A 14017-nucleotide genomic window follows, 5' to 3' on the forward strand; every position below is an offset into this window, starting at 1 on the left:
TTTTTATTAAAACCCTGACCAAGGAAAAATTACGGTCAGGGTTTTTCCTCTTTTGATAATCATTGAATAAGATTGCGGTCTTTTCAATCATTAAACTGGTAGTTGGTTTGGTGGTGTTACTGGAAATTCAAAATCACTCTCATTATTCTTAATTGACGATTGTGTTGGTTCCTCGTCTCGTTTCTTTGTTACTAAAAATCGGATGTCTTCCACAACTATTTCTGTAACGAATATCCTTGCTCCCTCTTCCTTCTCATAAGACCTTGTATTAAGTCTGCCTGTTATCCCGACAAGAGACCCTTTACCACAATATTTGACGGTCGTTTCAGCGAGCTTCCCCCAAATTGTACATAACACAAAATCCGCTTCATCTGTTTTATAGCTTCTATTCACCGCGACTACAAAATTCGTTTGCATTCTCCCTTCAGACAATTGCTTTAATTGTGGAGATTTCGTCATACGTCCGATTATTGAAACAGTGTTCAATCTGTCACCTCCTTACCTTTCATAAGTCTTAGCATACCGACCGTATAAATTGTTGGCAAAAGCCAGCAATTCAATTTCCAAGCTATTTTCTGGCACAAAATTGAATTCCTGAAACCTGCTTTCATCTTAAATCCTTTTATATTACCCTTTTCACATTTTCAATAATGCTATTTTAGTAGTTCGTACTATTATTTTTTCCACCTAAATCACTATGCTATAATGGAAACTAATTAATGCTTTTCCAAAGGGGATTTGTGCATGAAAACTTTCAAAATGATTTCAGTGAGTGTTATTTCGGACAATGTTGAGGTTCCAATTACAATTGAGGATGGTATAGTGATTAACCAGGAAAATTCTAGCCGTTCTTGGGTATTAGAACTATTTACAGATCAAAACTATGAAAATTATTTTACTGAATTAAAAATGTCTAATGAAGTATATGATGTAAAAGTTATTATCTCTTATCCAGAAAACGAACCTGCTCATTTTGAAGTTGTCACCTATTCTGTTAAAAAAATAGGCGATCATCTCTCTGTGCTGCTCAAAGGTACATTAAAACGGGTAAGAAGAAAGTATGCCGAGTCATTGCTAGCAGAACTAATCGAAGATGGTTTGACTGGTGAAGATTTACTTGCTAAATTTGAAAATGATATGAAAATGCGACCTGCCTTAAAGAAAAATGAGTAGTTTGAAGTATTGAACGGAACCCATACTATTGCTGATATCCCTGTGAATTTCTACGGGGATTTTTTGTTGATAATTGGACGTAGAATACTGTTTAGTGGCGTTGGCGTGACGTTTACTAGCGGTACTGGTAAATTTACTTGCTCAACTCGTTCTGTTACTTGCGCTCTATGTATGTTTACTCGCTTTCAGGTGGCATTTACTTGCTTAATGGAATATTTCCCCTTTATTAGTCTGGGCATATAAGAAAAACCAGGCAAAAAAACGACCGGTCCTTGAAAGTCAAAACCTGTTTCTATCGTTTTCAAAGGGCTTTGGACAGACGTTTTGCTATATGATTACCGTTTGATTTTTTAAAGAGGCTGGTCGTGACTGACGTCACGACCAGCCTCTTTTTTCTCGGTATTCTTATGGCTTTCAACTGTCCGTCGTCCTCCTATAACTTTTAGAAACAAGTTAGTTCGTTTTTGGATAACTAGAGAAAAGATACGATACTACCAATAGAGAAGGCTCACGAAGATGCAATTTCGTTCGCTCGTTCGCTTCTTTATTTAGGGATCACTTACTACTTCTCTTTAATTCCACTAGATTAGAGGAAATCCTCTTTCTTCCTCCCTCCTTGCAAAATAGTATCCCTCATTAAAAAGACGATTTTATCCTTACATTAACTTGGACTACTCTTATCATCTAAGCGAGAGGCTATGGTCAATCTTATCGTGGAGTACTACTCACTTAATTGATTGGAGTGAAATGTGGCGACTCCTGTGGGAACAGCACGAGCTGAAAGCCCCGCAGGAACGTTTGAAAGGGACAAAGGCTAAGAGCGCCACATCGCGATAGCAACGCCTTCGTGACCAACATCCTGTTGGCCCGAGGAGATTGAAGCCGTGCCCACGGAAAGCGTCCACATGTAACGGAAATCAGTAGTATTATTCATTCTTTAAAGTTCTGTAAAACCAATGTTCATGCTGTATTTTTATATACTTTCTTATCTTGTAAAAAAGATGCTGACCCTAAATTAGATTTAGGAGCCAGCATCTTTTTTGCTTTATTCACAAATTATTTAATATTATTCGTGTTATTATTTATTACCTCGTCATTATTATCGCGCTCTGTGATTGGTTCTTCAATCAATTTACCGTCATTTGGTACATTTTCTGTTCCATCCATTACACCAGCACCATTATTATTGATTCCATCGTTGACGTTTCCATTGTCTAGTGTTCCATTCCCATTGTTATTCATCCCGTTATTTGTGTTCGGCGATGGTGTATTTATATCTTCTCGCACATCCTGCATTGGGGTTTCATTGTTTTTAGGGACAGCACCATTGTTATTGCACCCAACTAATAAAATTGAACATAAAGCTACAGCAGGAACGGCTTTTTTCCACATAAAAAAATTCCTCCTTTCTTAGATATCGTCATCACTTATTTGTGACTTACGATAGGTTATCCAAGAAAAAAGGAACTATCCAATGGCATTAATGCCTGTTTTTGCAAGATATAATTTATAGTATAAGTTGAAATAAAAGTGAAACACTATTACTAGTTGTTTTCGACTATTGGTCCTAGAGCAAATAGTATATCTGCCTCACATACTAATTCTCCATCTACTGTAGCGATTCCGCGACCTTTTCCCATTGAACCGCGAAGTTTTGTCAATTCAACTTCTAGTTTTAATTGGTCTCCTGGCTTCACTTGTCGTTTAAATCGACAATTATCAATTCCAGCAAAGAATGCGAGTCTTCCTTTATTCTCTGGCATTTGAAGGACTGCAACTGCTCCTACTTGAGCAAGTGCTTCTACGATTAGTACTCCGGGCATTACTGGATATCCTGGAAAATGACCTTGAAAGAATTCTTCGTTAATCGTTACATTTTTTAATCCTACTGCGCGTTTTCCTTCTTCTACTTCTAGAATTTTATCTATCATAAGAAATGGATAACGATGAGGTAAAATTGCTTGAACTTGCTCTGTTGTTAACATTAAATCATCCTCCAAATGGGCGGTAATTATTTTCCATCTTTAATATCAATCATATGCTGGTATGTATCCCATATTAACGCATCCTTTGGTTCTCCATCACCAAGTATGCCATAGCCAACTATAAGACCTGCCATAGCCGCTCCAGCAAAGAATAGGAACACGAGTAGTATACGCAACCATATAGGGAACATGCGGATTTGGACCCATTTGGTTGTTGATTTGACTTGTTCATGTGCCTTTTCTTGTTCTTTTTCTAATCTTCGCTGTTGTCTAGCAGAAATTTTACTTTCTTCTGTCATAAACACAACTCCTTACACAAATAATTATCTAATACCATTTATAAGTCCCATCATTTGGTCCGCAATTGTAATCGAACGGGCATTGAACTGATAAGAACGTTGAGCAGTCATTAGGTCTGTCATCTCTTTAGATGTATCCACATTAGACAACTCTAACATCCCATTTGCCATTGCTATTTCACCACGACCTGCATCTTGTAGATCTATCATAATATCTTCTGCGTTTAAGCCTAATTCTGCTAGGTTATCTGGCATGCCAATATATGTGGAAGATAAATGCTCCATCGCATTTGGCTTTTGTAGCACAGAAACTGCTAATTCACGTTGCTGAGTAGTACCGTCAGGATATGTTGCCGTTAGCATTCCGGTTTCATTTACACTAAAACCTGTAACTCCATCAGGAATAGTAATGGCTTGTCCTCCTGCATCTGCCACTGGATATCCATCACTGTTTACTAGCATAAGCGCTCCATTTTCCATTGGTGAAACATAAAAGGCACCTTGACGAGTATAAACTGTTTGTTGTCCATCTTCACCATCTGGCATAAGCACGTTAAAATATTGCTTTGGCTCTTGAAAAGCAAAATCTAAATCACGGTCTGTAGATTGTAGACTGCCTTGCTTCCAGTTCATTTGCGTCTGTGCAAGTGCTGCTCCAACACCATAGCGAATACCTGTAGGAGAATCACGTTCTACTCTATCCAATTTATCATTATTGAATTGTTGATATAATAATTCCTGGAATTTTGCATCCTTCGCTTTGTAGCCATGCGTACCCGTATTGGAAAGATTATTCCCAATAATATCTATTTGACTTTGTAGTTGCGACATCGTATTAGTCGCTGTAATCATCGTGCGTAGCATTTAAGCCTACCTCTTTTCATGGTTAAAGGATTGTATTAGCTTTATTAATTCACACGGCCTACTTCGTTAACAGCTTTGTCCATACTTCGATCATATGCTTGCAGTACTTTTTGGTTTGCTTCAAATGCACGATACGCCGTTAACATATCTGTCATTGTTCTAGCTGTGTCCACATTTGAACCTTCAATATAACCTTGTTGCATTGAAAAAGTAACTGCATCTATATTATATGCAGATGGTAGGTCGGTACCGTCTATTGTTTGAAATAAACCGTTATCCTGCTTCACCAATGTATTAGGCTGCTCAGAAAATGATACTCCAATTTGGGCTACTGCAGCATTGTCTACAAATATTTGACCACTTGAATCTACTTGAAAATCATCATTTTGCAGCTGAATCGTTTGCCCTTCAGAATCTAGTACATATAGACCTTGAGGATTGGTTAAGAATCCTGAACTATCTAGCGTGAAATTCGCATTTCGAGTGTATGCTTCCCCTTCAGTTGGATGCTGCAAACGAAAAAATACTGCTCCTGTTTGCCCTGTTTCTTCATCGACTGGGATTGAACCATCGATTAATGCTATATCTGTATTTAAATCTGTTTGAATGAGTTGTCCCTGGGTCATTAATGCCATTGTTTCTTGCATGTAGACACCCGTACTAATTGCACCAACTTCAGCAGCATATTTCCCGCTTATAGGATCCTTTGTAGGAATTTTAGTAGGTCCTAGTCTGGACATGAGCATATCTGGGAAAGAGCGGATCGTCGATTGATCTGCTTTGAATCCTGGTGTATTTGCATTTGCCATATTATTTGTTAGTAGCTCTGTTCTACGTTGTTGTGCAATCATTCCTGATGCAACTGTATTAAATCCGCGAAACATAAGATAGCCTCCACTCTGCAAACTAAGTATACGGGCATTATTTTATTGCTCCGCAGACAATTTACAATTATCTTCTTGATATTTTGTCAATATTATCTAACATGATTCCTGTTCCTATAGCGACACAATCCATTGGGTTCTCTGCTACGAATACTGGTACTTTTAGTTCTTCCATTAACAAGTGGTCCATACCGTGTAAAAGTGCCCCACCTCCTGTTATGATAACTCCGCGATCAATAATATCTGCAGAGAGCTCAGGTGGTGTTCTTTCTAGCACATTCTTTGCAGCTTGTACAATACCTGAAACAGATTCTTTCAAGGCTTTTTCAATTTCTTCCGATCTAATGGTTATCGTTCTTGGAAGACCAGTGACCATATCGCGCCCACGAATATCCATCTCTTCGTGACGACTATTAGGAAAAACAGTTCCTATCGAAATTTTTATATTTTCAGCAGTACGTTCACCTATTAAAAGCTTATATTCTTTTTTAATATATTGAAGAATGTCATTGTCAAAAACATCTCCAGCAATTTTAATGGATTCACTCGTTACAATATCTCCCATGGAAAGTACTGCAACATCTGTTGTACCTCCACCAATATCAACAACCATGTTACCACTCGGTTGGAAAATATCCATTCCAGCACCGATTGCGGCTACTTTTGGCTCTTCTTCTAAATAGATTTTCTTTCCACCAGACTTCTCCGCTGCTTCGCGTATTGCCTTTTGTTCTACACTCGTAATATTGGTAGGGCAGCAGATTAAAATGCGGGGCTTTGATAAAAATCCTTTTACATTTAATTTATTGATAAAATGCTTTAACATTGCTTCGGTTATATCAAAATCAGCAATGACACCATCTTTAAGTGGTCGAATTGCTACAATGTTCCCTGGAGTTCTCCCGACCATTTGTCTTGCTTCTTCCCCAACTGCAAGTACCTTTTTGGTATTTCTATCTATAGCAACGACTGAGGGTTCGTTTAAAACGATCCCTTTTCCTTTGACATGTATTAATACATTTGCTGTACCTAAATCAATTCCTATATCCTTCGCAAACATTACTGATGTTTCTCCTTCCCTGCTAAACCCATTATGTATGTATATTTTTCGATACGTCTCTAACTTTAAATTTTATCATAGTTTTACTAGAAATACACTTTATTTAACAATAAAATTTGTGAAAAAATGGCATGTAAAGTAGTTCTAAATAATCATTTATTCTGCTAAGTAGTATTGATTTTGGAAGTATATAGGTATATGAGCCAGTTGCTGAGGGTACATCACTATGCAACATTGAATAATATAAGAACAATTAAACAAAAGACATGTCAGGTGCTTTAAGGTAAAACCTATTTCTATCCTTTTCGAAGAGCTTTGAACAAACGTTTTGCTATATGATTACCGAGTGAATTTTTAGTGATGCTGGTTGTCTATCCGGTCGCCTTCCTACAACTCTTAGAAACAGGGGAGTGCATTTTGGGATAACTAGAAAAAATACCTTCCTATTCGTAGAGGGAGCTTTCCAAGATACAATTTCGTTCGCTATTCTGCTTCTTTATTTAGTAATTACTTATTATTTCTCTTTATTTCCACTAGCATAAAAGCAGATTTACTTTCTTTATCCTTCATTAGAAAATAGTATCCATTATTCAACATACGTTACATCACTATATTAACTTCCACTACTTTTATCATCAAAGCGATAGGGTATGCTAAGTCTAGTCATTGGGTACTACTTCCTTTATTAATCGTAGTAAAAGGTCTCTATTTCGGCGGTGGTCAACAGTATGTTGGTCATAAAGGCGTTGCCACACGAGGTGGCGATCTTAACCTCTGTTCCTTTACATGGAAAGCAAATCAGTATTATTACTAGATAAAACCAATTCTTTAAAATTCCTGGTTTGTAACTTCTGAAATAATAAGAAAAAGCCGTGATCAATTACTAATCACGACCTCTTCTATCTTCTTTTTTCGTTTTCCACTTTCTTTTCGTCGCTTCTCCACCTCGTAGATGCCTGACCGATTTATGATACGCTAAAATTTCTTTTACCTCTTTTGCCAGTTGCGGGTCTACTAAATGGAGTCTTTCCGTCAAATCCTTATGCACAGTGCTCTTGGAATGACCGGTTGTGCTTGCGATAGCACGGACAGTTTTTTTAGTCTCAATGACCATTTCACCTAAACGTATGCATCTATGACGAATCGTTTCGTGCACTTACTCTTCCTTTCGTTAGTAAAGGAACACTTTCCATCAATTTATGCATACGTCTTAGTTTTTATGAATTAAAATGCTAGCTTGGTCTCTGGATTTACTAAAACACCATCTTGCAATACTTCAAACTGTAAATGGTTACCCGCAGATGGATTCCATTCATTGTCTGTTGTCATTGCCAGGGAGTCTCCTTGTTCTACAACGTCTCCCTCTTTTACTAGAATACCAGTGACAGAGCGATATTTGGTTACCATACCATTTGCATGTGACAAGACGATTTCATCTCCAGAAAATGGATCTAAATTGACTTCTTCTACTTTTCCACTAAGTGCTGCAACTACTTCAAATGGCTCACTATTAATAGATAGCGATACGCCTGTATTCATTACATAACTATGATCGAATACAAGTATCGCCTTTTCACGAATCGACTCATCTGCTTCCATATCGTAATAGTGCTGAACGATTTCCACATTATCTAGCAGAGCCTCTTTAAAAGGGTATTTCAACGATTCTGCTTTGGCATTTGTTTCAATCGTTACTGAGTCAGGGTCTTTACTTGCATCTGTCCATTTTGAATCCGTTGCTGAATCATCGCTGACATACACATTGTACCCCCAAATCATTCCTACAAAAGCTACCGAAAAACCTGCATAAATTAGTGGCCAAAACCACGGCTTTTTCGGGGTATTATTTTTCTTCTGAGAAGTATTGTTCTTTTGTTCTTCTCTCATTTTCATCACCTCTAATTGCATTGTTTGCAAATTAAGGAGATTTTAAACATGGTGAGAATTTTTTTATTTCTGTACCTTTATAGTAATGCAGTAAAATGTCTGCTGCCAACACAGAATCATTGGCGAGAACCTCTGCACCGTACTGGCTCATCCCTACCCCATGCCCGTATCCAACCGTTTCAACTACTACTTTATCAGATTGAAACGTTATGGTGAAATCGGTAGATGGTAGACCTAGTAGTGTTCGAACTTCTCGGCCTGCCCATGACTTCCCATTCATATGGACTGATTTTACTCGGTCCGTATCCGTTTTTGTTATTTGAAAAGTTTTAGGTATAGTTGAAGTCCATTTCATATTAAAAGCTTTCGACCATTCTGCGTGTGTGAACTCAAACTGCTTCGACCTATTTTGTGCATACAATTCCTCCGACTTACTTGGTACAGACACTAAGTAAGGAATCACATTGCCACTATAATTTTCCGCACTTTCCGTTTGGCCGTTGCTGGAAGAAAAGAACATCGCTGTAATCAGTTGATCTTTGTAGACAATAATTTCTCCTTCTGTCATCGCGATAACCTTCTCAAGTTTGTCCTCATACTGATGGAAGGAGGACCCCCACTTTTTCTGACGATCTTCCTCACTAACATAGACTTGTTTCAATACTGTTCGATCTATTGGTACTTGTCCATAATTCGTATCTCTTAGTACATATGTCCTTGCCGCAATAGATTGTGCCTTTAATGCCTCTTCATGAAACGTAACCGGCATTTCTCCGGCGACAACTCCAAGCACATAACTTTCTAGAGGAATCTTCTCCTTAACCCCTTTCACTTCGATTAGTATTGGACAAGCAATTTCGAGTTCCGATGTTGGTGCTGGTACTGTTTCTTCATGTGGTTTTTCTTTTATTAATAAAAAGGGCAAAAACAAGAGGGCTAAGCATAAGGTTATAAAGAGTATGTTTTGTTTCATAGAGATACTATATGCGCGTGTGATGGGATAGATGATTTTTATTAGGAGATAAAACTAGTAAAATTTTGATTGATAAGAAAACGTAAAAACATAGCTTTAAAATTAAATAAGAGATTCTACTTTAAGAACAGTTCGGTGCTATGTGAAAGAGAATCCAGGCTATACGAGAGTACTCTTGCTATGAGAGAGAGAATCCACGCTATACGAGAGTGAATTCAACCTATACGAGAGTACTCTTACTATACGAGAGAGAATTCATCCTATCCGAGAGCGAACCGCCGCTATTCGAGAAAGAATCCACGCTATACGAGAGTACTCTTACTATACGAGAGAGAATTCATCCTATCCGAGAGCGAACCGCCGCTATTCGAGAAATAATCCACGCTATACGAGAGTACTCTTGCTATGCGAGAGAGAATTCATCCTATCCGAGAGCAATCCGCCGCTATTCGAGAGAGAATCCACGCTATACGAGAGTACTCTTGCTATACGAGAGTGAATTCATCCTATACGAGAGCAATCCGGCGCTATACGAGAGTACTCTTGCTATACGAGAGTGAATTCAACCTATACGAGAGCAATCCGCCGCTATTCGAGAGAGAATCCACGCTATACGAGAGTACTCTTGCTATACTAGAGAGAATTCATTCTATCCGAGAGCAATCCGCCGCTATTCGAGAGTACTCTTGCTATACGAGAGAGAATTCATCCTATCCGAGAGCAATCCGCCGCTATTCGAGAGTACTCTTGCTATACGAGAGAGAATTCATCCTATCCGAGAGCAATCCGCCGCTATTCGAGAGAGAATCCACGCTATACGAGAGTACTCTTGCTATACGAGAGAGAATTCCACCTATCCGAGAGCAATCCAACACTTCCTGTGAGCCTCTCATAAACAAACACACAAAAATAGCACTACACAAGTATAAATGTGTAGTGCTATACATATAAATTATACTAATTGTACTTCTCTCTCAGCAGACTCGGTGCCGATGCGCTCGATATCTGCGCCTAATGCTGCCAATTTTTTATCAAAATCGACATACCCTCTATCGAGGTGATAGAGTTCTGTAACTCGTGTGATTCCCTCCGCGACTAATCCTGCAAGAATAAGTGCCGCTGCCGCTCTAAGGTCGGTTGCTGCAACTTCTGAGCCTTGAAGGTCGGATGGGGACTCCATAATGACAGAACGTCCTTCGATTTTTAAGTTACCATTCATTCTGCGGAATTCTTCCACATGCATGAAGCGATTTTCAAATACTGTTTCAGTTATAATACCAGTTCCTTGGGCAGTCATCATTAATGCCATCATTTGGGATTGCATGTCTGTTGGGAAACCTGGGTGTGGCATTGTTTTGATATCAACTGATTTTAGATTACCTTCAGAGCGTACACGAATACCTTGTTCTTCTTCAGTAATTTCAATGCCCATTTCTTGCATTTTAGAAATAAGCGCTGTCATATGTTCTGGTACTGCATTTTCAATTAGTACGTCACCTTTTGTAATTGCGGCAGCTACCATAAATGTTCCAGCTTCAATGCGATCCGGGATGATATGGTGTTCTGTGCCATGAAGTTCTATCACACCTTCAATGCGAATAGTGTCGGTTCCTGCACCTTTAACTCTTCCACCCATTTCATTGATGAAGTTAGCTAAATCGACAATTTCTGGTTCTTTCGCTGCATTTTCGATAATTGTTGTACCATCTGCTAATGCTGCAGCAGTCATAATATTTTCTGTTGCGCCTACGCTTGGAACATCCAAATAAATTTTGGCACCTTGTAGACGTCCATCTATCGTTGCTTCAACAAATCCATGTCCAAAGGATATTACTGCACCCATTGCTTCGAAACCTTTTAAATGCTGATCAATCGGACGTGATCCTATTGCACAACCACCTGGAAGAGCTACACGAGCAAATCCATTTCGAGCTAAAATCGGACCCATTACAAGTATAGAAGCACGCATTTTACGCACATACTCAAATTGGGCTTCACTAGATAGTTCCTTTTGTGAATCAATGATTACTTCATTCTTTTCCGGATTATAAATAACCTCTGTATTTAAACTTTTCAATACTTCATTTATTGTCAGAACATCTGCAAGTGTCGGTACATCTTTAATTACGTTTTTGCCTTTAGTCGCAAGTAGAGCTGCAGCTAATACTGGTAGTACTGCATTTTTTGCTCCTTCTACTCGTACCGTGCCATTTAACGTTTGGCCACCTTTAACAATAATTTTGTCCACTACTTTCCCTCCGCGTTCATTATCCATTTGCTTTATATAAAAGAATACATATGATGTTAATTTTCGGTATTTAAAACAATGTTCATCATACAATGTAATTCGACTACATACAAGCATCTAAAACACTATTTTTGACTTTATCCATTATTTTTCTTGTTCTATTATACGTATTACCCAGCCTTTTCGTGTAGATAATTTTAAAATACCCATAGTACAAAAGAGTAAACCTGTTTTCAAAAAAATTTCCCAGGAAATACGTGAAGATTCTACATGCTCATACAAACTTTCCCTTCATTTGCATGAGCATATAGGATCTATGTACTCTACTCGAATAAAAATGGAAGTTGATTTGACCAACTTGTTAAATTCAAGAAGAAGTTTGCGACAATGGAACCAATCACAATACTAGTTAATATATAAAATAATTGTGCTTGAAATACATGATTTTTCTTTATTATTTTATCTGTCATTAATGCCTGTAACGCATAGAAAGCTATACCAATAAAAAAGATATTTGCTAGAATAGCAATTAGTGCTTGTTCACTACTTAATAATCCCATTTATAGTCCTCCGATTTTAGGCAATAGTAAAAGAGCAGACAGAATTCATTCTGCCCGCTCCATTTAAATCAAATTCGCCTAGGCTTCAGCTCAGAATTATGTAAGAAGGTTAACCTGAGACACCAAACTTCTCATAGGCTAACTGACCTCTATCAAGTAACTAATCCATACTAGAACCTTACAAAACATCTGGCTTCACAAGAGGCTTTAAGATTCTAGAATTCGCTTAAAAATTACCCTCATGAACGTTGATACGATTCATCGCACGTTTCAATGCAAGTTCAGCACGGCTAGAATCAACCGAGTCTTGCTTACTTTGAATTCGTTCTTCTGCACGTTTCAACGCTTCTTTAGCACGAGCTAAATCGATATTTGAAGCAACCTCGGCAGATTGAGTTAAAATTGATACCTTTTCAGGACGAACTTCAACAAATCCACCAGTTAGTGCTACGTACTCTGTTTTTCCATCTTTTTTTAACTTAACTGCACCAACTACAAGTGGCGCAACCATTGGAATATGTCCAGGTAAAATACCGATTTCACCAGCTGCTGTATTAGCGATGATCATGTCTACTTCAGAATCGTATACCGGGCCGTAGGGAGTGATAATATTGACTTTAAGTGTCTTCATATTTTTACCTCCTGGTCCGATTTATTATACTTCAACGCCCAAGCCTTTAGCTTTTGCAATAACATCTTCAATGCGTCCAACTAAACGGAAAGCATCTTCTGGAAGATGATCATGCTTTCCTTCAAGAATTTCTTTAAATCCTTGAACTGTTTCTTTAACTGGAACGTATGAACCTTTTTGACCAGTGAACTGCTCTGCAACGTGGAAATTTTGAGATAGGTAGAACTGAATACGACGAGCACGGTTAACCGTTAACTTGTCTTCGTCTCCTAATTCATCCATACCTAAGATTGCAATGATATCTTGAAGCTCTCTGTAGCGTTGTAATGTATATTGCACTTTACGTGCAACATCATAATGCTCTTGTCCAACGATTTCTGGAGTAAGACCACGAGAGGAAGAAGCTAAAGGATCCACAGCTGGGTAAATACCCATCTCAGATAATTTACGTTCTAAGTTTGTTGTTGAATCTAAGTGAGCAAACGTTGTTGCAGGAGCTGGATCCGTATAGTCATCGGCTGGTACATATATCGCTTGGATAGATGTTACAGAACCAGTATTTGTTGACGTAATACGCTCTTGTAATTGACCCATTTCAGTAGCAAGTGTTGGTTGGTAACCAGCAGCAGAAGGCATACGACCTAAAAGAGCTGAAACCTCAGAACCAGCTTGTGTGAAACGGAAGATATTATCGATGAATAGAAGTACGTCTGCACCTTGTTCATCACGGAAATACTCAGCCATTGTAAGACCAGATAATGCTACACGCATACGTGCACCTGGTGGTTCGTTCATTTGACCGAATACCATTGCTGTTTTCTTAATAACGCCGGAATCGCTCATCTCATGGAATAAGTCATTTCCTTCACGTGTACGCTCACCAACACCAGCGAATACCGAAATACCACCGTGTTCTTGAGCAATGTTATGAATAAGTTCTTGAATAAGAACTGTTTTCCCTACACCGGCACCACCGAATAGACCGATTTTACCACCTTTAATATAAGGTGCTAGAAGATCTACTACTTTAATACCTGTTTCAAGAATTTCAATTTCAGTTGAAAGATGTTCAAATGTTGGAGCTAAACGGTGAATTGGGTCACGACGTTCAGTTACTGGAATTTCTTCTCCTAAGTCAATAATTTCACCAAGTACGTTGAAAACACGTCCTAATGTTAAATTACCAACTGGAACAGAAATTGCTTTACCAGTATCTGTTACTTCTGTACCACGCTTAAGGCCATCTGTGGATGACATAGCAATTGTACGAACAGAATCATCCCCTAAGTGTAAAGCTACTTCTAGCGTTAACGTAGTAGGCGCTTCGTTTGGACGTTCAATTGCTACTGTTATTGCATTATAAATAGCTGGTAATTGCCCGTTGTCAAACTTAACGTCAACAACTGGACCCATTACTTGTAATACTTGTCCTTTGTTCACTACTGTTCCCTCC

The 14017-nt window shown here is 38.4% G+C and carries 15 protein-coding genes; 1 reads left to right on the forward strand and 14 read right to left on the reverse strand.

Annotated elements, in window-relative coordinates:
- Nucleotides 1-90: 90 nt before the first annotated feature.
- A complete protein-coding gene (locus LDK52_RS15005; RefSeq protein WP_277586758.1) occupies nucleotides 91-486 on the reverse strand; it encodes a single-stranded DNA-binding protein in 396 nt (131 codons plus the stop codon).
- A 258-nt stretch (nucleotides 487-744) separates the two neighbouring features.
- Between LDK52_RS15005 and LDK52_RS15010 the strand changes: the two genes are divergently transcribed.
- The gene (locus tag LDK52_RS15010; RefSeq protein ID WP_277586759.1) at nucleotides 745-1173 is read left to right on the forward strand and encodes a YwpF family protein; all 429 of its coding nucleotides are present in this window, start codon (nucleotides 745-747) and stop codon (nucleotides 1171-1173) included.
- Between the two features lie 1056 nt (nucleotides 1174-2229).
- Here the strand turns inward: LDK52_RS15010 and LDK52_RS15015 are convergent.
- The 13 genes from LDK52_RS15015 to atpD all read right to left on the reverse strand — a co-directional run bounded on the left by LDK52_RS15015 (nucleotide 2230) and on the right by atpD (nucleotide 14004).
- Entirely contained in the window at nucleotides 2230-2565 is a 336-nt protein-coding gene (locus tag LDK52_RS15015) for a hypothetical protein (RefSeq protein WP_277586760.1), read from the reverse strand.
- Nucleotides 2566-2717: 152 nt separating this feature from the next.
- Nucleotides 2718-3158 carry a 3-hydroxyacyl-ACP dehydratase FabZ gene (gene fabZ / locus LDK52_RS15020; RefSeq protein ID WP_277586761.1) on the reverse strand — a complete coding sequence of 147 codons (441 nt, stop codon included), beginning with the start codon at nucleotides 3156-3158 and terminating at the stop codon, nucleotides 2718-2720.
- A 26-nt stretch (nucleotides 3159-3184) separates the two neighbouring features.
- Entirely contained in the window at nucleotides 3185-3457 is a 273-nt protein-coding gene (locus tag LDK52_RS15025) for a DNA-directed RNA polymerase subunit beta (RefSeq protein WP_277586762.1), read from the reverse strand.
- Between the two features lie 24 nt (nucleotides 3458-3481).
- Nucleotides 3482-4321: a flagellar hook-basal body protein gene (locus LDK52_RS15030; protein ID WP_277586763.1), complete on the reverse strand. Its 840-nt coding sequence runs from the start codon at nucleotides 4319-4321 to the stop codon at nucleotides 3482-3484.
- A gap of 44 nt (nucleotides 4322-4365) precedes the next feature.
- Nucleotides 4366-5205, reverse strand: coding sequence for a flagellar hook-basal body protein (locus tag LDK52_RS15035; RefSeq protein ID WP_277586764.1), 840 nt, complete (start codon nucleotides 5203-5205; stop codon nucleotides 4366-4368).
- Between the two features lie 67 nt (nucleotides 5206-5272).
- The gene (gene mreB / locus LDK52_RS15040) at nucleotides 5273-6265 is read right to left on the reverse strand and encodes a rod shape-determining protein (RefSeq protein ID WP_277586765.1); all 993 of its coding nucleotides are present in this window, start codon (nucleotides 6263-6265) and stop codon (nucleotides 5273-5275) included.
- A gap of 883 nt (nucleotides 6266-7148) precedes the next feature.
- Nucleotides 7149-7421 (reverse strand): sporulation transcriptional regulator SpoIIID, encoded by a 273-nt coding sequence (locus tag LDK52_RS15045; RefSeq protein ID WP_211893058.1) that lies wholly within the window; start codon nucleotides 7419-7421, stop codon nucleotides 7149-7151.
- 68 nt (nucleotides 7422-7489) lie between these two features.
- Nucleotides 7490-8152, reverse strand: coding sequence for a M23 family metallopeptidase (locus LDK52_RS15050; protein WP_277586766.1), 663 nt, complete (start codon nucleotides 8150-8152; stop codon nucleotides 7490-7492).
- Between the two features lie 31 nt (nucleotides 8153-8183).
- Nucleotides 8184-9125 (reverse strand): stage II sporulation protein D, encoded by a 942-nt coding sequence (gene spoIID / locus LDK52_RS15055; RefSeq protein ID WP_277586767.1) that lies wholly within the window; start codon nucleotides 9123-9125, stop codon nucleotides 8184-8186.
- A gap of 952 nt (nucleotides 9126-10077) precedes the next feature.
- On the reverse strand, nucleotides 10078-11373 hold the full coding sequence (murA, locus tag LDK52_RS15060) for a UDP-N-acetylglucosamine 1-carboxyvinyltransferase (RefSeq protein ID WP_277586768.1): 1296 nt from the start codon (nucleotides 11371-11373) through the stop codon (nucleotides 10078-10080).
- A 323-nt stretch (nucleotides 11374-11696) separates the two neighbouring features.
- Entirely contained in the window at nucleotides 11697-11933 is a 237-nt protein-coding gene (locus LDK52_RS15065) for a DUF1146 family protein (protein WP_277586769.1), read from the reverse strand.
- 226 nt (nucleotides 11934-12159) lie between these two features.
- Nucleotides 12160-12564: a F0F1 ATP synthase subunit epsilon gene (locus tag LDK52_RS15070; protein ID WP_277586770.1), complete on the reverse strand. Its 405-nt coding sequence runs from the start codon at nucleotides 12562-12564 to the stop codon at nucleotides 12160-12162.
- Between the two features lie 24 nt (nucleotides 12565-12588).
- A complete protein-coding gene (gene atpD, locus LDK52_RS15075) occupies nucleotides 12589-14004 on the reverse strand; it encodes a F0F1 ATP synthase subunit beta (protein ID WP_277586771.1) in 1416 nt (471 codons plus the stop codon).
- Between the last annotated feature and the right edge of the window lie 13 nt (nucleotides 14005-14017).

It is taken from the genome of Psychrobacillus antarcticus (genome assembly GCF_029533155.1).
In the GTDB taxonomy this organism is placed as follows: domain Bacteria; phylum Bacillota; class Bacilli; order Bacillales_A; family Planococcaceae; genus Psychrobacillus; species Psychrobacillus antarcticus.